Here is a 23,658-nt window from a genome sequence, read left to right as displayed (position 1 = left end):
GCCCTGCCCCGCCCGTCCAGGACCTCGTGGTCCGCACCGGCCCGCAGCTTCGCCCAGACCCCGGCCGGGTGATCACCAAGCTCTTCGTCCCCGGCGACGACGTGCCGGAATACGGATCACGGTCCGCCGCCGTGATCGACCGGGTGATGGCGATGGACGAGGCGGCCGTGGAGGCCGAACTGGCCGCGACCCTGGACCGCTTCGCCGGCCGCCACCACCGGCTCGCCGACACCTTCACCGACCACTTCACCTCGGTCAGCCACCGCGTGGCCCTCGCCGCCCGGCCCTCCGCAGCCCGGTGCCGGCTCATCGGCGCCTATTTCACCCACGAGTACGCGGTGGAGGGCGCGGCGCTGTTCAACCCCTCGATCGTCCCGGCCCCGGATCAAAGCGGCCTGGGAGAGGACCGACTCCGGTTCGTGATGAGCGTGCGCGCCGTCGGTGAAGGGCACCTGTCCTCGATCGGATTCCGGACCGGGGTGATCGGCCCGGACGACCGGCTGACCGTGGACGAGCCGGGCCCGCACCTCTTCACCGGTCAGCACCGTCGGGTCCTGTGCGACAGCGCCGTATTCCACGGCAAGCTCGCCGAGGAGGGCTACGACGACGAGCTCACCGCCTTCCTCCGGCGCAATCTGTCCGCCCGGTTCACCGACAAGGACCTCGAACAGGCGCTGTCCGAACTGCACCCGCAACTGCACACCCGCGAGAGCGCGCACCGCACCATGGACCGGATACACGAGATCGCGGCGAACAACTACGAGGTCGAATTCTCCGGGGAGAGCGACATCGGCGGCCGGGTGCTGTGGCCGGTCGGCCCGTCAGAGAGCCACGGTATGGAAGACGCCCGCTTCGTGCTCTTCACCGAGGAGGACGGATCGCAGATCTACTACGCCACCTACACCGCCTACGACGGCCGCCGCATCGCCCCGCAACTGCTGGAGACCGCGGACTTCCTCACCTTCCGCGCCTCGCAGCTCACCGGCGCCGCAGCCGTCAACAAGGGGATGGCACTGTTCCCGCGGCGGATCGGGGGCCGATACTTCGCGCTGTCCCGCCGCGATCGCGAGTCCAACTCGCTGACCTGCTCCGACAACATGCACACCTGGCCCGAACCACAGACCCTGCAGACTCCGCACCACCCCTGGGAACTGGTCCAGCTCGGAAACTGCGGGTCACCGATCGAGACCGAGGCCGGCTGGCTGCTGCTGACCCACGGCGTGGGACCGATGCGCGACTACGCCATCTCCGCGGTACTGCTCGACCTCGAAGACCCGTACCGAATCCTCGGCGCGCTCTCTGAGCCCTTGCTCACCGCACAGCCAGGTGAGCGGGAAGGCTACGTCCCCAACGTCGTCTACTCCTGCGGCGCACTGGTGCACCAGGGCACTCTCGTCCTGCCCTACGGCACGTCCGACACCGGAATCAGTTTCGCCCGGATCCAGCTGTCCGCCCTGCTTGACCGCCTCACGACATCCTGAGTTCGTACTCACACATGAGGTACGGCCTCTGCGGTCGCGCAGGATCGTCGCGGGCGTGACCGGCAGGCGCGGTCCGACGTGGTGGAGGCGCGCAAGCACGTCGAGCAGCGCTCGGCCGTCACACCGATTCGGTCTGGCGCAACCGGCCCTGGATCTCCGCCGCTTCGGGTGCACCGAGCCGCTCGTAGATGCCCGCGGCCTCCTGCCACGCCTCGCGCGCCTGCCCCGCGCTGCCGGTCTGCCAGTACGCCTCGGCCAGGTGCGCGAGGGTGATCGCGCGGCCGTGGTCGGTGCCGAGCTCCGCGCACAGGATCAGGGCTTGATGACAGTGTTCGATGGCCGCCACGTGCCGGCCGACCGCCGTGTACGCCTCGCCGAGGTTGCTCAGCACAGCCACCTCGGCGTAGCGGTTTCCGGTGCGCCGGCTCAGATCCAGGGCGACCAGGTAGCTCTCGATGGCGGCCGCGGCATCCCCGCTGAAGAACTGGAGCATGCCGAGGTTGCCCCAGGTGGTGGCGGCGGCGTTCAACTGGCCGTCGGCGAGCTGGATCTCGAGCGCGGCGCGGGCGGCGGCCATGCCCTCGGGATACCGGCCGAGCCGGCCCAGCGCGCCGGTCAGGTTGCTCGCCGCCAGTGCCTCCAGATCCCGCCGGCCCGCGGCCCGGTAGACCGCGACAGCCGTCTGCGTCACCTCCGCGGACTCGGCGAAGCGGTGGACGTCGAAGTACGCCACCCCGAGACCGTCGTGCATCCTGGCCTCGCCGAGCAGATCGCCGCACTCCCTGGCCGCGTCGATCCCGGTTCCGTAGGTACGGATCCAGTCCGCCCAGTGCCGGCGCACGATGAAGAACGTCCGCATGGCCTCGGGTATCCGCCAGGCCAGGTCCCACATGCCCAGTTCGTGCGCCTGCAGCGCGGCGGCCACCAGGTTCGCCCGCTCGCTCTCGAACCAGGCGAGTGCCGCGGCCCGGTCCGCCGGGACGGCCGGTTCGGCACCGCCCCGAGCGCGCCCCTCCTCCGGCCGGGGCACCACCGGCGCGATGTCCGGGCGCAGTGCCAGGGCCGCGGCCTCGGCGCTGGCCAGGTACCAGGAGAACAGGCGTCCGAGGGCCGCGGTCCGTTCGGCCGGGCTCTCCTGGACGAGCCCGAGCTCCCGGGCGAAGAGCCGGGTGAGATCGTGGAAGCCATAGCGGTCGCAGCCCGGCGACTCCAGCAGGCGGGCGTCGGTGAAGCGCTCGAGCAGGCCGTGCGCCCAGGCCGGCGGTACGTCGAACAGCGCTGCGGCGGCCTGGCCGCTGATCGTGGGCAGGTCCACGAGACCGAGCAGCCGGAAATAGTGGTCCGCCCGGTCCGACCAGGGCAGGCCGGGGCCGCGCAGCCCGTCGTAGCCGACCTGGAAGCAGGCGCGCACCGACAGCTCGCCGACGCTCAGTTCGCCGAGCCTGCCGCGGGCGTCGGTCAGCAGGTCGGCCAGGGAGCGCACGCTCCAGTGCGGGCGCGCGGCCAGCCGGGCGCCGGCGATCCGCAGTGCCAGCGGCAGACCGCCGCAGGCCTCGACGACTTCCTCGACCGAGCCCGGCTCCGCTCCGGCCCGGGCGGCGCCGATCAGCTGCTCGAAGAACAGCCGGGCGGTCGCGGCCGACAACAGGTCGAGATTGACCGCTCGGCCGACCGCGGCATCGCTGAGCGCGGCGCGGCTGGTGACGATGACGGCGGCCGGACCGGTGCCCGGCAGCAGATCCCTGATCGCGGAGCAGCTCGAGGCGTTGTCGAGCACGACGAGTACGCGCCGCCCGGCGAGCGCGGAGCGGTACAGGGCGGTGCGCTCCTCGTCGTCGGCTGGTATCGCCTCGGGCGGGAAGCCGAGCGCACGCAGGAAGCGCCCCTGGATCTCCTGCGGCGCCACGGGTTCGGGCCCGGCCCCGGCGAGCTCGGCGAACAGCTGGCCGTCCGGGAAGAACCGGCTCAGCCGGTGCGCGACGTGGACGGCCAGCGTCGTCTTGCCGATCCCGCCCGGACCGGTGACCGCGGCCAGCCTTGACGCCTCGGCCGGCCCGGCCGGCTCGAGAAATTCCAGCAGGGCGGCGGTCTGCGGGCCGCGGCCGCTGAAGTCCGCGGTCACCGGCGGCAGCTGGGCCGGCGGCGGCGGCGTGCGGACCGCCGGCACCTGCACCGAGGGCCGGCCCTGGGACGGAGCCAATGCGGGATCGCGATCGAGGATGCGCTGATTCAGGTCTTTGAGCAGCGCACCGGGTTCGACCCCGATCTCCTCCACCAGTGTCTTCCAGGCATCGCGATACACGGCCAGCGCTTCCGCCTGCCGGTCGCAACGGTAGAGCGCGAGCATGAGTTGGCCTGTGAAGCGTTCGCGCAGCGGGTGCTCGCGCGCCAGGCCGGTGAGTTCGGCGAGCACGACCTGATGCAGTCCGAGCTCCAGATCGGCGGCCAGCCGTGCCTCGAGCGTCTGCAGCCTGATCTCAGTCCACTGCCTTACTACGTCCTCCCGCCCGGCCAGGCAGGTCACATCCAGCAACGGTGTGCCACGCCACAGGGCGAGCGCCTGGGCCAGATCCCGGCGGCTCTCCTCCCAGCGTTCCTCGCGTGCCGCGCTCTTTCCGCGTGTCCGCAGCTGCTCGAATTCGTCGAGGTCCAGTTCCCCGGCGCGCACCACGGCGAGATAGCCGCAATCGCGGGTCTGGATCCGTTCCGCGGCCGACGGACCGAGCGCGCGGCGCAGCCGTGAGACGTAACCGTGCAGGGTGGCGCGCGCGCCCTCCGGCGGCTCGCCCTCCCATACCAGCCGGGCGGCCTCGTCCCATTCCACCACCCGGTTGGCCCGCAGCAGCAGCGCGGCCGCCAGGGCACGCTGCCGTGCCGCGGTGATCGGCCGTTCGCCGGCACCGTCGTCGATCAGGATGCTGCCGAGCAGGCAGAAGCGCACGACCAGCGTCCCCCCTTCCGCTGCTCCCGAACCGGGAAAGCCGCTTGGACGTCGGTCCAAGCCCCCTGATCCGCCGAGGCTATAGGGCCCGCCCGGGCTGGGCAAGTGGTATGGACCATTGACTTCGCTCGGGCCGATCCTGGCCGGTCGGGGCGGCGCTTGCGTCACGCTTGCGCGCGGCGTCAGCCGGACGCCACCGCCCCGGGGCACGCTGCGCTCCAGACCGTCGGGGCCGGCCGGCCGGGCCGGGTCGTGAGACCCGGTGCGGCCACGCCGCGCCGGACTCCTCGGCGGACCGTGCTACGAGACAGGAGAAGAACATGCCCGAAACCGTGGAGAGCGGCCTGCTGGCCGAGGACCTCACCGAGGTGGACTGGACCGAGCTCATCGCCGAGGTGGTCGGCGACAACCTGGACGACCTGGATGTCCTGGAGATCCAGGCGTGCGGCGGCTGCGGCAGCAGCGCCTGCAGCGGCGCGAGCTTCAGCATCACCTGCTTCTGAGTGTCCTGACAACGGGGATCGCATGACACCCGTGGTGAAGCAGCCTGCTGCTTCACCACGCCCCGCCCCGCGGACACCGGCAGACCGACCCTTCCGCCGAGTGGAGACGTGCACCCATGAGCCTTGAGTACCTCCTGTCGCCCTTCGGGGTCGTCAGTGGCCTGTTGACCGACCCGCCGCTGCCCGGCCTCCCCGGCTACCGCCACGTCATCGGCATGGCCGGAGCCGGCATCCCGTTCGGCGCGAACGGGATGACCAGCATCGTCGGGGCCGGCCGGACCTACCGCGATCCCGCGTCGGCGCGCCTGATCGCGCTGGCCGAGACCGCCGAGCGGTACGCGGGGCTCTCCGGCACGCGGGTGCCCATGGTGTGGAGCACCGCCGCGGATCTGCCCGGACGCCATCTCGACCTGCGGCGCCTCCCGCGCTGCACCCCGGAGGAGTACGCCCACCCGGCCTGCCCCGTGGTCCCGTTCGATCCGGCCGCTCCCATCCGCTGGGTGTCCGGGACCGACCTCGCCACCGGCGAGGCCACCTGGGTACCCGCGGTGCTGGCCTGCTATCAGATCCCTGAGCAGTCGGATGCCGAGAGATTCAGCTATCGCATCTCCACCGGCCACGCCGTGCACACCGATGCCGAGAACGCGTTGTTCGGCGCCCTGTGCGAGATGGTCGAGCGGGACGCGATCGCGCTCATCTGGCTTCAGCGGCTCACCCCGCCGGAGTTGCCGGCCGACCGGCACGGCGATCTGACCCGCGAACTGATCGACTGGGCCGCCCGCCGGCACCTGCGGACCTGGCTCTTCGACGCGACCACGGACCTCGGTGTGCCGGTGGTCTACTGCCTGCAGCAGGCCGAGCACGACGCGAGCCTGCACACCGTCGTCGGCTGCGGTGCGGCCGCCTCGCTGCCGGAGGCCGCCGAGAAGGCCCTGCTCGAGGCGATCGGCATCCGGCCGGGCCTGCGCGGCACCGACCTGAAGTCGGATCCGGCCACGTTCGGCTCGCTCACCGACGGCGCGCGCTACATGGCACACCCGGAGCGGGCCGCCGCGTTCGACTTCCTGTTCGCCGGACCGGACGGACGGCTGATCACCGGGGTCGAGCCGCTCGCCTTCGACCGGGACCCGCAGGCCCGCCTCGGCCGGCTGATCGCGGTGTTCGCCGAGCGGGGCATGGAGGCGATCGGGCTCGATATGACCACATCCGAACTCGAAGCCGCCGGGCTGACCGCGGTGAGCGTGGTCGTGCCCGATCTTCAGCCGCTGACCATGCTGCGCCACGCCCAGTTCCGAGCACACCCGCGGCTGTACGCGGCGCCGGTGGCGATGGGGTGCGCGCCGCTCCCGCCGGAGGAGCTCAACCCGTGGCCGCAGCCGTTCGCATGACCGTCAGGATTCGCAGGAAAGGGAATGCAGTGTCCGTCCCAGCCGCAGTCGTCCTCATCGGCGCCGGGGAATTCGGCGAACGGGTCGCGCGCCTGCTCGGGTGCGATCCGGCCCGGAACCGGCGGATCGCCGGGCTCGACGAGATGGAGCGCGCGGCCGGCACCGGTCCGGCGGCTCTGGTGCTCGCCGTGGGCCGACCGGCGCCCGCGCTGTGCCGTCGCGTCGACGCCCTGGCGCTCGCCGCCGGATGCCCCTGGCTGCCGATCCTCGCCGAGCCCACCCACATCCGGGTCGGACCGTGGCTCGGATCACCGGGCGGCCCCTGCTTCGAGTGCTACCACACCCGTCGCCTGCAGCACGACAATCAGCGCACGACCACACAGCTCGTACACCGAGCCGTGGACGGGCTCACCGACTTCGACGCCTTCGGACATCTGCCGCACCACGGCAGGCTCGCGGCGGGCCTGGCAGAGGCCTTCCTCAGTGGCGGACCGGACGCGGGCGAGTCATCGAGCCTGCATGACCAGGTGCTTTCGGCGAAGACCGGTACCGGCCGGATCAGCGCACACCACGTCGTGCCCTGCCATACCTGCGCGCGCTGTACCGGCGCGGCGGACTCCGGCGAGCCCTCGCGCCCGCGGGTCGTGGACGCGGTGGCGCGGCTGCGCGAGAGAGAAAGAGGCCTCCATGTCGATGCTTGAGTCGGGCGCGAACGGCGCGGCCGGGGCCGAACCGAAACGGGCCAGATTCCGACGCGGGCTGCTGGTCGTACCGGTCGAGGACGGGTTCGTGGTGGAAGGGCCCCGGCGCCGCCGGATGACCGGCCCGGCCGCCGTCGCGCTGCGCGACGGATTCTTACCGGCCCTCGACACGTACCGGAGCCTCGAGGAACTCGCCCAGCACACCGGGACGCCGCGGGACCGGGTGCGGCGCATCGTCCGCCAGCTCGCCGATTCGGGCATGCTCGAAGTCGTCGACCGGCCCGTCGACGGGGGTGCGCCGACCGGATCGACGGTTCGCTACTTCGCCCGCAACCTCGATTCGACCCCTGAGTTCCACAGCGCCGATGAGCTCGCCGGAGTGCTGCGCGGGTCGGCGGTGGCGCTGATCGGGCCGAAACGCCGGTACGAAGGCATCCACGCGGACCTCGTGGAGACCGGGGTCGGCACAGTGCTCTGCGCAGAGCGTCCGGAGCAGGTGCCGCCCGAGGCTTTCGGCTCCGGCCACGGCGGATCCGACGAAGGCAGACGGCTCGTGGTCATGGCCGCCGGCCTGCTCGACGCAGCGGCCGTGCGTCGGTTCGCGCAGGGCGGGCCGCCCGCCACGCGGCTCATGCCGGCGGCGACCCGCGGCGTCCTGCGCTACGGGCGTACCGCCGCGCGGCGCGAGGTGGGTCCGCTGTTCGGGCTGTCCGGCTCGGTGTGCCCCGCCTGTTTCGAAGACGGTTATCTCCGGGAATTCGGCGACCCGGCTCGCGCGGCCGACGGCTCCGGCGCACCGGACGACGTCCTCGACGCGCTCGTCACCGCGGAGATCCTGGCGATCTTGGCCGCACTCACCCCTCCGGCGCCCGCCGCCGCGCTGACCGTGTATGAGAATCCGCATGTGAAGCGCCGCCGGTTCACCGTCGGTCCGCGCCGGGACTGCGTCGACTGCCTCGGCAGCGGGCCCGACTGGGACGAACCGGGCGGAGCGGGCGAGTACTACGAGTCCGTCATGGCCCTGAATCTCGCCGGGCCGGCGGCCCCGGAAGCCGATCCGCAGCGCGCCGCTCGACGCGCCGCGTCCGCGGCGACGAGGACCGACGCGTTTCCATCCGCGCCGAGGATCGCCCTGCCGGAGCCCGAACACCTGCCCGAGCCCCACGGCGAACTGACCTCCGCCTGGGTGCGGTCGGACGGCACGCGGCCCGTCGACCTCGACCACGCCGTGGCCGCGGTGCTCAACCGCACGGCGGGATTCAGCTCGAGCGCGGAGCAAGGCGCCGCCGGACACCGGTGGACCGAGAGCGCCGGGAACCTCGGATCCGTCCGGCTCTATCTGACAGCCCGGCAACCGCTGTTCGGCCGACCGGCCGACACCCTGTTCGCCTACGAGGACACCGGCCACCGGCTCGTCGAGGTGCACGCCGACCAGGCCGCGGCGCTCTACGCGCGCCGCGCGGTCCGCTTTGCCCGGGGCGAGCCGGACGTCCTGGTCCTGCTCGTCGGCGACGTCCACCGGATCGCGCGCAAGTACGGGGACTTCGCGTTCCGGCTGGCGCACCTGGACGCGGGCTGCGCCGCCGCCCAGCTCTCGGCCGTGGCGACCGGCCTTGGCCTGGGCCTCGAGTTCGCAGGGTCCTGGGATGCGAAGCTCGCCGACGCCATCGATCTGTCGGAAGGCCGGGAGATCCTGGCCGCCGTGGCGGGTCTGTACGAAACGGAGACATCCCATGCCACTCGTCCGTGACGACGAACCGCTCGCACGGCTGTGGGCCAGACCGGAAACACCCGCGTCGCAGCTGACGACGCACGCCGACGGCCGTGAGCTGGCGCACGTGCTGCGCGGGCGTCGCAGCGTGCGCGAATTCGCTCCCGCACCGCTGACCCTGGGGCCGCTCACCCGGGCGCTGGCGAGCGCGGAGGCCTTCGACAGGCAGTCCTTCGGGCTCTGGCCCGGCCCGGCGCCGAGCACCTACCTGGCCGCGCTCCGGGTGACGGATCGCGACCCCGGAATCTACCGGATCACCGCAGCCGCCGGCCCGACCCCGGCCCGGCTCGCGTCCTTCCTCGAGACCGATGCCCTGGCCGTCGCCTACTGCCGCGCACCCGCGCTGTTCCTGCTGTGCGCCGACATCGGCGCGCACACCGAAAGCCCCGGCGAAGAGGGCTATCGCAGACTCCTGGTCCGCGTGGCCGGGTTCGGCCACGCCCTCTGGCTGGCCGCGCGTGCGGCGGGGTTGGAGGGCTGCGTGTTCGGCCGCAGCGCGCGCGAGATCACCGCCGCGGTCCGCCGGGACGGCGAGCCGGGCGTCCGGCACCTGTTCACCGTCGCGGTGGGCCGTGCGGCATGAACAACGTCGTCGTCTTCATCTCTTCCGGTGTCGGCTACGGCCACGCGGCGCGCGATCTGCGCGTCATCCGAGCCCTCAGTCGCCTCCGTCCGGGCCTCGAGATCGAGATCGCCTCCTACGGCACCGGTCTGGACTACTTCCGTTCCCGGTCGATCCCGTGCGTCGAGATCGAGACTCCAGGCGGGCCGCGCGACCTGGCCGCGGTGGGCGTGGCGGTGCGGGAGTACCTGGCTGCCGCGCCCCGGCCCGGGCTCGTCGTCACCGACGAGGTGGTGGCCGCACTGCCCTACTGCCGCACGGTCCTGGGTGTCGCGTGCGTCCTGCTGACCGACTGGTTCTTCAGCGACATCGGCCGGCCGGACCTCGACTACAGATTCAACCTCGCCGACGAGGTCATCGTGCCGGATCTGGCCGCGGCGCACCGGACGCCCGAGACCGTCACCGTACCGGTCACCTTCACCGGCCCGATCGTCGAACGCTTCCCCGCGCCCGGCGCGGGCGCCGCCGAGCCGGGCCCGGATCCGCGGGCCACGCCCCGGCCCCCGCTGCGCGTCGTCCTCGGGCTCGGCGGTGAGCCCGGCCGCCCCGTGGCCCTGCGCATGATCAGCCGGACTCTGCTGGCCTGGCAGCAGCACGCCGGGCCGCACGACCGGCTCACCATCCTGGCCCGGCCGGCCGGCGACCTCCCCGCGGGAGCACCGGCCCTGCTGCCCGGTGTCCACTGGGCCGGCCTGGTGACCGACCCGCAGGAGCACTACCGGAAGGCGGACGTCGTGCTGGTCGACGCGATGGGGTTCACCTGTTGCGAGCTGATCGCCAACGGCATCGCAGTGGTCGGATTCAGCGATCCGCGGATCAGCTCGGTGTTCCCGGCCTCCTTCGGGCGCCGGGTGGAGCATCTGGAACGCAGTGGACTGATGGCGACGGCGAGCCTGGCGACCGAGCCGGCCCGGCTCTGGCAACTGCTGGCCGAGGCCGCGGAGCGCGGCTCGGCCGGGCCGGATCCGGTCGCGGCCGGCCTGGTGCGGTGGTCCGCGGCCGAGGATATCGCGGCGAGCCTGCTCGCCCGGCTGGACGCGCCCTCGCCCGCCCGGGAAGGGGCGCTGACCAATGGCCGGTGACGTGGCCAGGCTCGGGTCGGCCGCACCGTCCCGCCCGGCGCCCGGCACCCCGCCCGCACGCGTCCGCCTCTCCGCCGCCGTGATGACCCATCCGTCCAGGCTCGCCGAGGCCGAACGGCTTCTGGCCGCGCTGGCCGACCTCGAGCCGGCCATGGTGATCGACCCCGACCCGGCCGGGCCCCCGTCCTCGCTGCGCACGGCGCGCCACGCCTGGGCCGCGGTCGCGCCGGACGCGACCCACCACCTCGTGCTGCAGGACGACGCCTGGCCCGCCGCGGGATTCGCCCGGCAGGCACGCGACGCGGCGGCGCGCCGGCCCGGACACGCGATCAGCCTGTTCACGCACTGGGGCTCGCGCACGTCCTTCGCCGTGCGGCTGGCCGCGCTCATCGGACACGGCTGGGCCGAGGTGATCGACGGCTACACGCCGACGGTGGGACTGATCCTCCCCGCGGCCGCGGCGCGCGCCTTCGCCGGGCTCGGCGAAGCCCGGACGGCGAAGGACGACGTGGAGATGCGCGGATTCCTGCTGCGCCGGGCGATCCCCTCCTGCGTGATCGTGCCCAACCTGGTCGAGCATCTGGGTACTGACAGTCTGGTGGGCAACGACCGGCTCGGTCCCCGCCGCTCGGCCTGCCCGCCCGCCGAAGGCCTGCGGCCCTACGGCCCGGGCCCGGACCGGGTCGCCGTGAGCTACTTCAACCAGGAACTGGCCATCGCCGGCTGCGTGGTTCCGAGCGCGGCGGCCCAGGGTTTCACCCACGCGCCGCTCTCCCGGCTGTTCGCCGCCCACGGCCTGGCCGAGACCGAGGTCGCGGTGATGGCCAAGGCCGAGCTGAGCGATCCGCGGTGGGCACCGATCGCCGTCTCGTCGCGAGTGTTGCTCGGCTACTGGCTGACCGCCTTCGCGCTCGGCCTGCAGGGCGGCCGCGCGGCGGTGATCAGCCCTCTGGCACGTCATGCGCTGGACACCATGGCCGACGGTGTGCTGGAGCCGTTCTCCCGCGGCCGCCTTGGGGAGTTCCGACCGGCGGCGCGGGAACTGGCCCTCGCGGCGGTGCGGGCAGGCAGCGAAACCAGCGCGATCCGGGCGGGCGACCGATGACGAACGCGATCGGCTTCACCAGCGGCGCCGAGGACCGTGAGGACGAAGGGTCCGGCGGCGTCCGCTTCACCGTGCACTGGGAGGGTGACCTGGCCCTGACGGACCACCAGGACATCGCTTACACCCTCCGGCAGGCGTTCCCGGACATCGCCGTGCTGTTCCCGAAGGCCCGCAGCTGGGTCGGTCTGCGGCCGGAACTGCGCCTGCTGGCCAGGACCGAGGCGGGCGTCGTCGGCCACTACGCGATGGCCCGCCGGTTCATCCAGGTGGACCAGACCGATCAACTGGTCGGGGAGACCGGGCTGCTGGCGGTCCACCCCGATCTGCACTGCCCGCGGGACATGCGCACGCGGCTGCTGCACCGGATGGGCCTGATCCTCGGCGAACTCGGCGTCCCGTTCGGCTTCACCAATCTCAGCGGCGACCTCGTCGAGGCGTACCTGGCCGCCGGCTGGCACGTGCTGCACGGCGTGCGCACCCGCCTGTGCCTGGCCAGGGGTCCGTCGCGGCCGGTGACCCTCGATTACCCGGCGGTCGCGCTGCCGGTGGCCGAACGGATCGAGCAGTGGCCGCCCGGGACGCTGATCCGGCTCAACGGTCCGGAACTGTGAACCCGAGTGACTCAGGGAGAAGAAGAACCGATGACACAGACCAGCACCGTTCCGGTCCGCGGGCCGGACCCGATTCCCGCGCCGGTGTTCATCCTGGCGCCGCCGCGGTCCTACTCCACCGTCGTCACCGCGATGTTCGGCGGGCACCCGCAGCTCTACGCGTTCCCCGAGCTCGTACTGAACATAGCGCAGACGGTCGCCGAACTCCTCGTGTCGGACGAGGGCGGCCGGATTCCCGGGCCGGCCGGGCGGGCACTGCGGCTCGGCGGCCTGGTACGGGCCCTGGCCCAGGTGCACGAGGGCGAGCAGGGCGATCAGGCGTGTGAGCGCGCCGACGCATGGCTGCGCGAGCGCGGCGACTGGACCACGGCGGAGGTGCTGGAGCACCTCCTGCGCGCCGTCAGCCCCCGTACCGCCGTCGAGAAGACGCCGCAGAACACCTCCTCCGAGGCGTGTCTGCGCCGCTGCCTCGACTCCGCTCCCGGCGCGCGCTTCATCCACCTCACCCGGCACCCGGTCACCACGCAGGCCTCGATGTTCGAGCATTGGAAGCTCACCTCCGGCACAGCCGTCGAACACCACCGCCGGCTCAGCTGCGCGTCCCAGTGGTACCTGGGCCATCTGCGCGTGGTCCGGGCGCTCGACGGCCTGCCGGCGCACCGCTGGCGCCGGGTGAGAGGCGAGGACGTCCTGCGCACGCCGCACACCGTCCTTCCGCCCCTGCTCGACTGGCTGGGCGTGGACTCCACGCCCGATGCGCTCGCCCGGATGCTCGACACCGGCAGCTGGCCCTACGCCCGGCCCACCGGCGGCCGATTCGGCGGCGGGGACCCGAAATTCTTCGCCGCCCCGCGCCTGCGCTCCGCGCGCCTGCCGGACACGGTCGAGTTCGACCCGGCCTGGGGCCTGTCCCCGGCCCTGTGCGACCGGCTGGCCCGGTTGGCCGGGCTCCTCGGTTATCCGCAAGGCCCGGCCGGGAGGGGCGAGCAGTGCTGACCGTTTCTGAAGAGGGGCCGGACCAGGGGCACCGGCGAGCAGAGGGGATGCGCGTGTCGGATCACCTCCGCCGTGGGCCCGCCGACGTGGGCGCGACGGTCTGGCTGACCGGGCTGTCCGGAGCCGGGAAGAGCACCATCGCCCGGGCTCTGGCCGGGTGGCCTCGCCTCGACGGCCGCCGGGTCGAGGTCCTCGACGGCGACGAGCTGCGCCGCACCCTGTCCGCCGGGCTCGGCTACTCCCGCGAGGACCGAGACGCCAATGTGGCCCGGATCGGCTTGGTGGCCAGGCTGCTCGCCCGCAACGGGGTGCTGGCCCTGGTCCCGGTCATCGCCCCGTACCGCGCCGCGCGCGAACAGTTGCGCGCCGAGCACCGCGCCGAGGCCGTGCCGTTCCTCGAGGTGTACGTGTCCGCCCCGGTCGAAGTGTGCGCCGAGCGGGATGTGAAGGGCCTCTACGCGGCGCAGCGCGCCGGCCGGCTCAGCGGACTGACCGGCGTGGACGCCCCGTACGAGCTTCCGCAGTCCCCGGATCTGGTGCTCGACACCTCGCGCCGGCGCGTGGCCGAGTCGGTGGCGCACCTTGCGGCCGTGCTCGCCGACAGAGGCCTGCTGTGACCGGCGGCGCTCAGGTGCGTAGTCGGTTCGCCTGTGGCCCGGTGCTGCTCCGGGTCCCGGTGCTGCCGCGGGTACGGGTGCGCGCCGGATGGCTGCCCGAACCGGACGGCCCCGAGGAGACCGCCGCGCTCATCAGGAAGCTGACCCAGGATCCGGAGTTGCTCGAGGCGGTCGAGCTCGCGAGTGCGTCACTCGGGCGAACCCTGCGTCTGGTCCTGGCCGGGCGGGAGACCCGTCTCCCGGAGCTGACCAGGGCGGCGTGCTCGCTCACCCGTTACCAGTTGCGGATGGCCGCGCGGCCCACCCCGTTCGGCCTGTTCGCCGGAGTCGCCCTGGCCGGCTTCGGCCCGCGGCAGGCCGGCGGCATCCGCGGTTTCGGGCCGAAGGCGCTCCAGCCCGAGGCCGCCTGGCTGAGCGACCGGCTCAGCGCGTGGGAACAGGACGAACAGGTGCTGGCCGGGCTGCGCGTGGCCGCCAACGATCTGTGCTTCGTGCGCGGCCGCCGGCTGATCGTGCCGCCCGGGGCGAAGGCCGAGGCATCAGGGGACGAGCCGCCGACGCCCAACCGGACGCGGACCGAACGCACCCTCGCCCACACGCCGGCCGTGCAGGCGGCGCTGGAGTACGCGGCGACCGCGATCGCAGTGCCCGAACTCCAAGACCTGCTCGCCGCCCGCTTCCCGCGCTCGGCCCAGGAGACGATCACGTCACTGATCAGGAAATTGATAAGCCTCGGCGTGCTGCTGACCGATCTGCACCCGCCGCTGGACGTCGCGGATCCGCTCGCATACGTGCAACGGCGGCTGCCGGCTGCTTCGGCGCAGGCCGCGCTGGTGCGCGAGATCGGAAACTGGTGCGACGGACAAGCCGAGGCACGGCTCGGCCGTCCGGATGCCGACACGCCCAGGCCGGACTTCGCCGCCCGCGCCGACCTCGCCCTCGAGACGGACGTCCGACTGCCCGAGTGCGTCGCGGCGGAGCTGGAACGAGTCGCCGAGCTGCTGTGCCGGATCTCGCCCGGCCCCACCGCGCCGATCGGCGAGTATCACCAGGCCTTCCTGGAACGCTATGGCACCGCACGATCGGTGCCGCTGCCGGAACTGCTCGACCCCAATATCGGCCTCGGCCTTCCGGCCGCGTACCGGCGCACACCCGGCCCGGGACGCGTCGCCGGCCTCGCGCATCCCGGCGAAGACGCCGAGCGTCACCGGATCCTGTCCACCCTGCTGCTGGACGCCGCCGCGGACGGCCGGCGGGAGATCGAACTCGACCCGGGACTGATCACGGAGCTCGAACGGCTCGGAGGAGACGAGCCGGGCCGGACCGCGAGCGGCTTCGACCTGTTCGCCGAACTGCTCGCCCGCGACGCCGAGGCCCTCGACGCGGGCCGATTCACCCTGCTGCTGAGCCCGGTCGGCATCGGGCCGGGCGCGGGAGCGGCCTTCGGCCGGTTCGCCGGGCTGCTCGGGGCCGATCCGCGGATCGCCCCGCTGGCCGCGGCAGCGGGAGCCGCCCGGCCGGGCGCGCTGCCGGTCGGCCTGGTGCACCCGGTGACGAGAACCCGGTTCGGCAACCTGTGCCGGACCGGCTCGTGGCTACCGGACCGGCTCACCGTCGGCGTGCACGCGGAACCCGGTCCGCACACGGTCTCCCTCGGCGACCTGGCCGTCGGCGCGGACCGGAGCGGCTTTCGCATCGCCGCGCCCCGACTCGGCAGGGAACTGACACCGGTCGCATTCCACCGGCTCGCCCGCAGCGAGATGCCGACGATCGCCCGATTCCTGCTCGATGCGGCCGCGTACCCCGCGCGTGCGTACCGGCCCTGGGACTGGGGCCCGTTCGCGCAGGCACCGTTCCTCCCCGCAGTGCGCACGGGCAGCACCGTGCTCAGCCCGGCACGGTGGCGGCTGGACGACCCGGTCCTGCTGAACCGGGGAACGCCGACGGGCGACTGGGAAAAGGCCCTGGACACCTGGCTCCAGCGGCGCGCCGTACCGGAAGAGCTCGAACTCGTTCTGGCCGACCACCGCATACCACTGCATCTCGCCCACGGCTGGCATCGCGCGATACTGCGGCAGGAGGCTGTCCGCGGGAAGCCGCTCGAGCTGCGGGCCGACCTGTTCGCAGAGCACGGAGGTCCGGGTTGGTTGAGCGGTCCGACCGGAACTCATCACGCGGAGATCGTGGTCGCGATACTCCCCCACGCACCGGCGGTCGGCAGCGACGCGGCCTCCCCGGCGCCCCTGCCGCCGGTACGCCGGGTCGCGGACGCGATCACACCCGGCGGGCCGTGGCTGTACGTGCGGCTGCCGTCCGCACTGGAACAGCAGGATGAAATACTCGCGGTCGAACTTCCCCGGCTGCTCAATCGCCTGCCCGCAGAGGTAGACCGCTGGTTCTTCCTGCGCTACCTCGACCCGGAACCGCACCTGCGGCTGCGCTTCCACGCCGACCCGGAGACGCTGGCCGTCAAGGTACTGCCGGAAGTGCGCGACTGGGTCCAGGGCCTCGCGGCCGGCGGCGTCGCTCGCGACTTCTCCGTGGAGAGCTATCTGCCCGAGATCGAGCGCTACGGCGGACCGGACGCGATCGCCGTGGCGGAGGGCGTCTTCCACGCGGGCAGTGTGCTCGCCGTACGGCGACTCGCGGCCCGCGCGAGCACACGAGGACCGCAGCCCGACCCGTTGCTTCAGACCGCCGCGGACTTGGCGTTCATGGCGCGGCTCTACATCGGCGAAGCCGATTGGGCGCAGTGGTTATGCGACCGCGTCCCCCGGTCCGCCGAACACCACCCGGCCTTCGCCGAGCGCCGCCGCGCCGCCCTCGCGGCCGTCGACCCGTCCAACCCGCTGCCCACCGGCACAGACTTCGGTCAGCTGGTGCGGCTCATGCCCGCATACGGCGCCCTCGTGCGCGATCTGGCGCAGGATCAGGACTGGATCGATCCCGACTCGGTGCTGCTCTCGGTGCTTCACGTCCAGGCCAATCGCCTGCTCGGCGTCGATCGCGCGGCCGAGGCACAGGCGTTCGCCATCGCCCGCGGCGCCGTGCAGAGCCACCGGGACCGCGCCGCCGCGCAGGAGCGGGCCGGGAGGAACCCCCCGAACGGTGAGAGCTGCGGGCCGCATTGAGGCCGAGTGCGTAACGCCGAAGTCCGCTGAACTTCGAGCGCGCCGATGCCGCGTACGAAATGACCGTACGCGGCATCGGTGTCGAATTGCCCATGTACTGACGAGTAGTGCCTGGTCAGGTGCGTAACGTTGGTGGCCAGGCAGTACTCCGGCACCCTCGGCAAGACCGGCAACCGCCAGGTCGGGGTCACCACACACCTGGCCACCGATTCCGCGTTTTACCCCGTTACCCCGCGAACCGGCGGCTGTTTCCGCCCGAGGCACAGTGGAATCCCGCCTCGGCCAAGTGCGCCGTCGTGAAGGCGGACTTTCAGGCGTCGCGGTGGTGCAGGAGGAGTCCGGCGAGCAGGAGCGACCCGGTGGCCCATGCGGCCAGGACGCCGAGTCCGGCCCATGGTGTGAGGGGTTGGGAGGCGAGGTCGGTGGTGTTCTCGACGGCGAGTCCGGCGATGCCGGGGGCGATTTGCTCGAGGTGGCGGCGCAGCGGGTCTCCGAGTGCTTGGACGAGCAGGGTGGGCAGGTAGAGCAGGGCGAGCACGGCTCCGATCGAGACGGCCGTGTCCCGGATCGCGGTGGCGATTCCGAGGCCCAGTACGGCGATCAGGACGAGGTAGAGGACTGCGCCGGCGGCTGCGCGCAGGGTCGGGCCGTCGGCGATCGAGATGAGGGAGTAGCCGTCGGCGGGGCCGAGCCCCGCGCCGGGCAGCAAGAGCCGGCCGGCCAGGACGGAGGCCGCGACGGCCGGCACTGCGGCGACGAGCGTGAGCAGGCCGACGGTGGTGGCTTTCGCCGCCAGGACGAGGTGGCGCCGCGGCACGGCCGTGAGGCTCGTGCGGATCATGCCGGTGTCGTACTCCTCGGAGATGACCAGGACGGCGAGGACCGCGACGATCGCCTGACCGAGGTCGACGCCGGTCAGGGCGAGCTTCACGGGGTCCGGTCCGCCTTGGCCCGCGCGGGAGGTGACGTGGGTGGCCGCGCCGATCCCGGCGCTGGATCCCGCGGTCAGGGCGACGATCCCGCCGAGGAGCCAGGCCACGCTGGGCAGCGTGCGCAGCTTGGTCCACTCGGCGCTCAGTGCCGCGTTCACGCGTCCCTCCGCTTGAGCAGCAGCGCGGCCGCGGTGAGAGCGAGGCCCGTGTAGGCGGCGAGGACCGCGAGTCCGGCCCACGGGGCCAGCGGGTAGTAACCGTTGGCCAGCGTGTACGGATACTCGACCTGGCCGGCGGTGGGAAAGGTCTGCAGGACGCTGAGTGCGGCGGCCGGAGTGAACTCGTAGAGCCACCGCTCCCCTCCGCTGGCTGGTGCGGCCGCGCTGAAGATACCGGGCAGGACGAATACGGTGATGCCGATGGTGATCGCGGCGGCGCTCGTACGCAGGAGCGTGGCGAGAGCGAGTACGCCCACTGCCGTCAGGGATGCGAGGAGCGCGCTTCCGACGATCACGCGCAGGTCGGTGGCGGCGCCGGCGGGGAAGACGTAGGTGGACTTCGCGGTGAGCACGTATGCCGCCAGGGGAATGGCGACGGCCACGGCGAGGCCCGTCGCCGCGAACGCGACGCCGCCCGCGACCACTACCTTGGCCCCGAGTACGCGCGCGCGATGCGGGGTGGCGGCGAACGTGGTGCGGATCAGGCCACGACGGTATTCGGCGGTGACGAACATCGCGGCGATCACGATGAGCGCGATCAGCGCGACGATGAGCCCGAGTTGGAGGGTGGCGGGGGCGGTGGTGGCCCCCAGCTCGGCGGCGAGGACGGCGGGTGCGATGTCGCCGGATCCGCTCAGGACCATGGAGCCGCCGGCTTGCCGGGAGGTGCCGTTCGCCAGCGTCGGATAGTAGTCCTGCGGCCCGCCACCGATGTTCTGACCGTGCCACGCGGCGGCAGTGCCGGCTACGTCGGAAGCGGCCTGGCCCTGGAGGGTGACGTGGTCGAAGGTGGCGGTGGCCATCGTGCGGGCCCCGCTGCTGGAGGTCTGAAACGTCATCGGCGAGGTGGTGAACAGCCCGACCGTCACGGTGACTGGCAGTGCGGCCAGGTGCGCGGTGGCGATCTCGGACCAGCTCGTCCCGTTCGCCGAGTCGTAGCCGGTGACGGTGTCTCCGGTACGGGTCAGCCGTAGCCAGTGCGGTGCGGTGGCGCTGACCGATCCGGGCGAGCCGGCGGTGTCATGGGTGTAGTCGTATTGGAAGCGGTCGCCGTGGCTGCCGGTGGCCATCACGGCGGCGTACGCGGAGCCTTGGGCGGTGCTCGGAGTCAGCAGGATTCCGGCCTTCGCCCAGCCGGCGAGTCCGGGCCGCGTGTTCGCGAAGCCGGAAGCCGCGTCGCCGGGGTTCGCCTGGCTCGCGGCCTCGTTGCTCGGGGCGGTCGAGATCACGCCGGTGAGCGAGGTGATCCTCGCGGTGACGGTGCCGTCGCCGGTGAGCGGCTGGTCGAGGACGTAGTAGGTGTCGGCGACCGCTTCACCGCCCTGGCCGGTGGGCACGTGCGGCTGGAAATTGCTGTTGTTGCCGTTGGCGACGAGGAAGGTGAAGGTCGCACACAGCACGGCGGCGAGAGCGAGGCCGATCAGCCAGCCGCGGACCGTACGGAACTTGACCCATTCCGACCTCAGTACGGGAGCGAAGTCCGGGCGCCTTGTCGTACTCCTCATCGCCGACCCTCCCGTCCGTCGCCGGAACGGAACTCGACCTCGCCGCTGGTGAGCTGGAGATAGACGTCCTCTAGCGTCCCGCGCTGCGCGGTGACCTCGGAGAACGCGACGCCGGCCGCGGCCAGCAGCTCCACCACACGCTGGGCGCCGATCCCGGTGACGGTGACGATGTCCCCGCTACCGGCTGCCGCGGCGCCGGCTTGTCCGAGCAACCTGACGGCCTGGTCCGGGGCGGAGGTGCGCAGCAGGACCTGGTCGCGTGAAACGCGGGCGACGAGATCGTCGATCGACGCGTCGGCCAGGACCCTCCCCCGCCCGACCACGACCACGTGATCCGCCGTGCCTTGAAGCTCGCCCATCAGGTGGCTCGAGACCAGCACGGAGCGCTTCTCCTGAGCCAGAGTGCGCAGCAGCCCACGCATCCAGATGATCCCCTCCGGGTCCATGCCGTTGAACGGCTCGTCCAAGATCACTACAGCTGGGTCGCCGAGCAGGGCCGCACCGATGCCCAGACGCTGGCGCATGCCGAGCGAGTAGCCGCCCGCCTTGCGCCGGCCCGCCGAGGTGAGCCCGACCTGCTCGAGCACGGCGTCGACCCGGCCGGCCTCGATCTTCTGCGAGCGGGCGATCCACAGCAGGTGGTTGCGCCCGGTGCGCCCGGGTTGGAGCGCGGCGTCGTCGACGAGAGCGCCGACGTGGCGTAGCGGATGGCGCAGCCGACGGTATGCCGCACCGCCGATGAGGGCGCGCCCGGCGTCGGGGGCGTCGAGCCCGAGGATGGCCCGGATGGTGGTGGACTTGCCGGCCCCGTTCGGGCCGACGAACCCGGTCACCTTCCCGGGGGCGACCGTGAAACTCATACCGTCCAGGGCCACGGTGGACCCGAACCGTTTGCGCAATTCGATGACTTCGATGGACGCACCGCTCACGTGCTCATCCGTCCTAGGTCGTGGGGCGAATAGTGTCGAGTGAAGGTCTACGGCGCGACCGGTGTCAGCCCGGTGTCGGCGGTTGACACCGGGCTGACACCTATCTGCTGGCATCGTGGGAGCAGGACAGGAAGCGCCCGGCCCTCGAAACCGAGCCGGGTAGCGGACGTAGCGTGGGAAGCGGACGGAGGAGGCTCGTGCGTGTACTGGTCGTCGAGGACTACGAGGTGCTGGCCCGCGCGATCGGGACCGGCCTTCGCCGCGAAGGCATGGCCGTGGACGTCGTGCTCGACGGGCACGACGCGCTCGAGCACCTGGCCGCCACGCGTTACGACGTCGTGATCCTGGACCGGGACCTGCCTGGCGTGCACGGCGACGAGGTGTGTCGAAGCATCACCGCCGAGGGCGCCGGAAGCCGGGTACTCATGCTGACGGCCTCAAGCAGCGTCAAAGACCGCGTCGAGGGCCTCGGGCTCGGCGCCGACGACTACCTGCCCAAGCCGTTCGACTTCTCCGAACTCGTCGCCCGGGTACGCGCACTCGGGCGACGTTCGACTCCGGCGGCCCCGCCCACCCTCGCCTACGCGGACCTCACCCTCGAGCCCGGTCGCCGGGTCGCGTTCCGCGCTGGGCGGCGCCTGGAGCTGAGCCCCAAGGAGTTCGCGCTCCTCGAGCACCTCCTGGGCGCCCGCGGCCAGGTCGTGTCGGCCGAGGAACTCCTCGAGCGCGTCTGGGACGAGGCGGCGGACCCGTTCACCACCGCCGTCAAGACCACCATCCGCCGGCTTCGCGCGAAACTCGGCGACCCGCCCGTCATCCACACCGTGCGCGAGGGCGGCTACCGGATCGGAGAACCCTGATGCGGCTGCGCCCGCGACGCCCCGTCCTGCGCGTCCAACTGACCCTGATCTACTCCAGCCTCTTCCTCGGCCTGCTCGCCGCCGTGCTGATCGCCACCACGATCCAGTTCGGCAGCAGCAGCGCGGCCGCGGGCAACGGCAACCCCGCGAACCCGGGCACCACACCGGTCCCGCCCACCCACCAGTTCGCCTTCGGCGCCGCCGTCATCGTGGTGATCGCCGGGATCCTCGCCCTGGCCGGGGCCTGGTGGCTGGCCGGCAGATTCCTGCGACCGCTGCGCGCCATCGCCGACACCGCACAGGAGATCTCCGCCACGAACCTGCACCGGCGATTGGACCTGCGCGGCCCGGACGACGAGCTGACCAACCTCGGCGCGACGCTCGACGGCCTGTTCGCCCGCCTCGAAACCTCCTTCGAGGCCCAGCGCCGCTTCGTGGCCAACGCCTCCCACGAACTGCGCACCCCCCTCGCCGGACAACGCACCCTCCTGCAGGTCGCGCTCGCCGACCCCGACGCCGACACCGCGTCACTCCGGGCCGCCTGCGAGGAGGCCCTCCAGGTCGGCGACCAACAAGAACGCCTCATCGACGCACTCCTGACCCTCGCCAGCAGCGAACGCGGAATCGAGCGCTGGGAGCGGTTCGACCTCGCCCGCATCGCCGGAGACGTCCTGGCCGCCCGGCGCCACGAAGCCGTCCGCCGCGCGATCCGGGTCTCCGCCGACCTCGCCCCCGCCCCCGTCCTCGGGGACCCACGCCTCGCCGAAAGCCTGACCGCGAACCTCGTCGACAATGCCCTGCGACACAACGACCCCAACGGGACGATTGAGATCTCGACCGCCCCGATGGACAACGGCGAAGCGCGCCTGACCGTCCACAACACCGGCCCCCTCGTCCCACCCCAGGAGATCGACCGCCTGCTCCAGCCCTTCCAGCGCATCGGCAGCGAACGCCAGCGCCGCCACACCGAAGGCCACGGCCTCGGCCTCGCCATCGTCCGAGCCATCGCCCAAGCCCACGGCGCCACACTCACCGTACGGTCAGCCCCTGAGGGTGGACTGCACGTCGAGGTGACCTTCCACCCCTGAGCGGCGTCGCGCGGGATTCGGCCTGCCTGCGCAGACCGCGCGCGCCCCGCACATCCCGCGTCGTCATCGCCAGGTAGGTCACCAGAGCGGTGATGAGGACTGCTGTTCCGACTGCTCTGGACGGTGCCGAGGCCGAATGGGACGCCTCTGTTCAAGCCGCCGATGCGAGGACGAGTTCGGGATTCGCCGCGACGAAGTTCTGTCGCACTCTCGAAGAGGCTGGCAATGGCGGCGTCGGTGAAGCTGCCGTCGGCGCTGCTGTCTGCTGTCTGCGGCCGTGTCACCTGGGTCGGCCGACGGTAACCCTCTGCCCTCTTCCTTACGCACGGTGGAACTGAACGATGGGCGGCGTCCGCTCGTAGTTCTCGACAGGAGCCGGCTGGCAACGCCGTATGAGGCCGAGGGAACGAGAGCGTCGACATGACTCGGGACAAACGACCGCCGTCATCGCAGACACCGAACTTTGTGTGGGTGGTCGGCGATGCGTCGGCTCAGGACACGCAGAAGGAGCCCGGTGCGGCGGCGGGACGGGCCGGCGGTGGATCTGGCGTGTCCGAGAACGGTGGTGGCGGGCACGGCGTTCGTAACCGGGTGCTGATTGCCGGTGCGGTGCTTGTGGTGGTGGGTGGTGGCTTGTACGCCGTGTTGTCTCCATCCTCTCCGAACGACAGCACGCTCGTTGCGTCTGGTACGTCGCCGTCGTCGGCGCCGGACGCTGCCACCGCGTCGGGCGGCGGTGCGTCTGACAGCGCGAGCTCGAGCCCTACGCCGAGTCCGAGCCCGCGCCCTACGCCCTCCCCTGGCAGGCCTACAGCGCGGACGTCGTCGACTGCGGCGGTGCAGCGGGTGCGGACCATTATCGTGACGCCGTCACCGGTCGTCGCTACTCACGCAGCTCCCGCGACCTCGGCCGCCCCCGCTACGCACAGCGCGCCCGCTGTCTCGGGCGAGATCACGGGCTATGAGGGGATGTGCCTCGACGACCGTGGTGGCGGTGTCGCGAACGGCAACCCGGTTCAGATCTTTTCCTGCGACTCCACCAACTCTCAGCCTGAATCCACTGATGGGTAATGCTTCGATGCCCGCCCTGGGGTGACCCCGGTGACACGAGATGCCTTCTGACCTGGAAGAATAGAGGTTCTCTAGGCCCTTATCCGTTCAGTTCGAGAAGGCATCC

At 72.2% G+C, this 23,658-nt stretch carries 18 protein-coding genes and 1 pseudogene; 15 read left to right on the top strand and 4 right to left on the bottom strand.

What is annotated here, in order from left to right:
- On the top strand, positions 1-1,481 hold a 1,481-nt coding region (locus tag KDL01_RS22580), incomplete at its 5' end, for a glycoside hydrolase family 130 protein (RefSeq protein WP_212530568.1).
- 118 nt (positions 1,482-1,599) lie between these two features.
- Here KDL01_RS22580 and KDL01_RS22575 read toward each other — a convergent pair.
- Complete coding sequence (locus tag KDL01_RS22575; protein ID WP_212530567.1) at positions 1,600-4,422, bottom strand: AfsR/SARP family transcriptional regulator; 2,823 nt, start codon at positions 4,420-4,422, stop codon at positions 1,600-1,602.
- Positions 4,423-4,742: 320 nt separating this feature from the next.
- Between KDL01_RS22575 and KDL01_RS22570 the strand changes: the two genes are divergently transcribed.
- The 12 genes and pseudogenes from KDL01_RS22570 to KDL01_RS46810 form a co-directional block, all read left to right on the top strand.
- Positions 4,743-4,925 carry a hypothetical protein gene (locus KDL01_RS22570; RefSeq protein ID WP_212530566.1) on the top strand — a complete coding sequence of 61 codons (183 nt, stop codon included), beginning with the start codon at positions 4,743-4,745 and terminating at the stop codon, positions 4,923-4,925.
- A 116-nt stretch (positions 4,926-5,041) separates the two neighbouring features.
- Positions 5,042-6,313: a YcaO-like family protein gene (locus tag KDL01_RS22565; protein WP_212530565.1), complete on the top strand. Its 1,272-nt coding sequence runs from the start codon at positions 5,042-5,044 to the stop codon at positions 6,311-6,313.
- A gap of 29 nt (positions 6,314-6,342) precedes the next feature.
- Positions 6,343-7,014 (top strand): TOMM precursor leader peptide-binding protein, encoded by a 672-nt coding sequence (locus KDL01_RS22560; RefSeq protein WP_212530564.1) that lies wholly within the window; start codon positions 6,343-6,345, stop codon positions 7,012-7,014.
- The gene (locus KDL01_RS22555; protein ID WP_212530563.1) at positions 7,001-8,764 is read left to right on the top strand and encodes a nitroreductase family protein; all 1,764 of its coding nucleotides are present in this window, start codon (positions 7,001-7,003) and stop codon (positions 8,762-8,764) included. The genes KDL01_RS22560 and KDL01_RS22555 overlap by 14 nt, the downstream gene beginning before the upstream one ends.
- Positions 8,748-9,368 (top strand): nitroreductase family protein, encoded by a 621-nt coding sequence (locus KDL01_RS22550; protein WP_212530562.1) that lies wholly within the window; start codon positions 8,748-8,750, stop codon positions 9,366-9,368. The genes KDL01_RS22555 and KDL01_RS22550 overlap by 17 nt, the downstream gene beginning before the upstream one ends.
- On the top strand, positions 9,365-10,489 hold the full coding sequence (locus tag KDL01_RS22545) for a hypothetical protein (protein ID WP_212530561.1): 1,125 nt from the start codon (positions 9,365-9,367) through the stop codon (positions 10,487-10,489). Before KDL01_RS22550 ends, KDL01_RS22545 begins: the two co-directional genes overlap by 4 nt.
- Positions 10,479-11,594, top strand: coding sequence for a hypothetical protein (locus tag KDL01_RS22540; protein ID WP_212530560.1), 1,116 nt, complete (start codon positions 10,479-10,481; stop codon positions 11,592-11,594). Before KDL01_RS22545 ends, KDL01_RS22540 begins: the two co-directional genes overlap by 11 nt.
- Positions 11,591-12,205: a GNAT family protein gene (locus KDL01_RS22535; RefSeq protein WP_212530559.1), complete on the top strand. Its 615-nt coding sequence runs from the start codon at positions 11,591-11,593 to the stop codon at positions 12,203-12,205. Before KDL01_RS22540 ends, KDL01_RS22535 begins: the two co-directional genes overlap by 4 nt.
- Before the next feature lie 30 nt (positions 12,206-12,235).
- The gene (locus KDL01_RS22530; RefSeq protein ID WP_212530558.1) at positions 12,236-13,201 is read left to right on the top strand and encodes a sulfotransferase family protein; all 966 of its coding nucleotides are present in this window, start codon (positions 12,236-12,238) and stop codon (positions 13,199-13,201) included.
- 47 nt (positions 13,202-13,248) lie between these two features.
- A complete protein-coding gene (gene cysC, locus KDL01_RS22525) occupies positions 13,249-13,818 on the top strand; it encodes an adenylyl-sulfate kinase (protein WP_212530557.1) in 570 nt (189 codons plus the stop codon).
- Positions 13,819-13,859: 41 nt separating this feature from the next.
- Positions 13,860-16,949 (top strand): lantibiotic dehydratase, encoded by a 3,090-nt coding sequence (locus tag KDL01_RS22520; RefSeq protein WP_212530556.1) that lies wholly within the window; start codon positions 13,860-13,862, stop codon positions 16,947-16,949.
- Positions 16,950-17,081: 132 nt separating this feature from the next.
- Positions 17,082-17,165, top strand: a pseudogene (locus KDL01_RS46810) (hypothetical protein); the annotation flags it as partial.
- A gap of 94 nt (positions 17,166-17,259) precedes the next feature.
- On the opposite strand, the gene KDL01_RS22510 reads toward KDL01_RS46810, so the two are convergent.
- From KDL01_RS22510 to KDL01_RS22500, 3 genes are read right to left on the bottom strand one after another with little or no spacing between them, the layout of a single operon-like run.
- Positions 17,260-18,039, bottom strand: a complete 780-nt coding sequence (locus tag KDL01_RS22510; RefSeq protein WP_212530554.1) for an ABC transporter permease — start codon at positions 18,037-18,039, stop codon at positions 17,260-17,262.
- Complete coding sequence (locus KDL01_RS22505; protein ID WP_212530553.1) at positions 18,036-19,604, bottom strand: ABC transporter permease subunit; 1,569 nt, start codon at positions 19,602-19,604, stop codon at positions 18,036-18,038. Before KDL01_RS22505 ends, KDL01_RS22510 begins: the two co-directional genes overlap by 4 nt.
- Positions 19,601-20,533: an ATP-binding cassette domain-containing protein gene (locus tag KDL01_RS22500; RefSeq protein ID WP_307846518.1), complete on the bottom strand. Its 933-nt coding sequence runs from the start codon at positions 20,531-20,533 to the stop codon at positions 19,601-19,603. Before KDL01_RS22500 ends, KDL01_RS22505 begins: the two co-directional genes overlap by 4 nt.
- Before the next feature lie 197 nt (positions 20,534-20,730).
- Here KDL01_RS22500 and KDL01_RS22495 point away from each other — a divergent pair, with 197 nt between their 5' ends.
- Complete coding sequence (locus KDL01_RS22495; RefSeq protein WP_212530551.1) at positions 20,731-21,393, top strand: response regulator transcription factor; 663 nt, start codon at positions 20,731-20,733, stop codon at positions 21,391-21,393.
- On the top strand, positions 21,393-22,481 hold the full coding sequence (locus KDL01_RS22490) for a sensor histidine kinase (protein WP_212530550.1): 1,089 nt from the start codon (positions 21,393-21,395) through the stop codon (positions 22,479-22,481). The genes KDL01_RS22495 and KDL01_RS22490 overlap by 1 nt, the downstream gene beginning before the upstream one ends.
- Positions 22,482-23,658: the final 1,177 nt, after the last annotated feature.

Source organism: Actinospica durhamensis, assembly GCF_018139695.1.
Classification (GTDB): domain Bacteria; phylum Actinomycetota; class Actinomycetes; order Streptomycetales; family Catenulisporaceae; genus Actinospica; species Actinospica durhamensis.
This window is presented reverse-complemented; position numbering and strand designations above follow the sequence as displayed.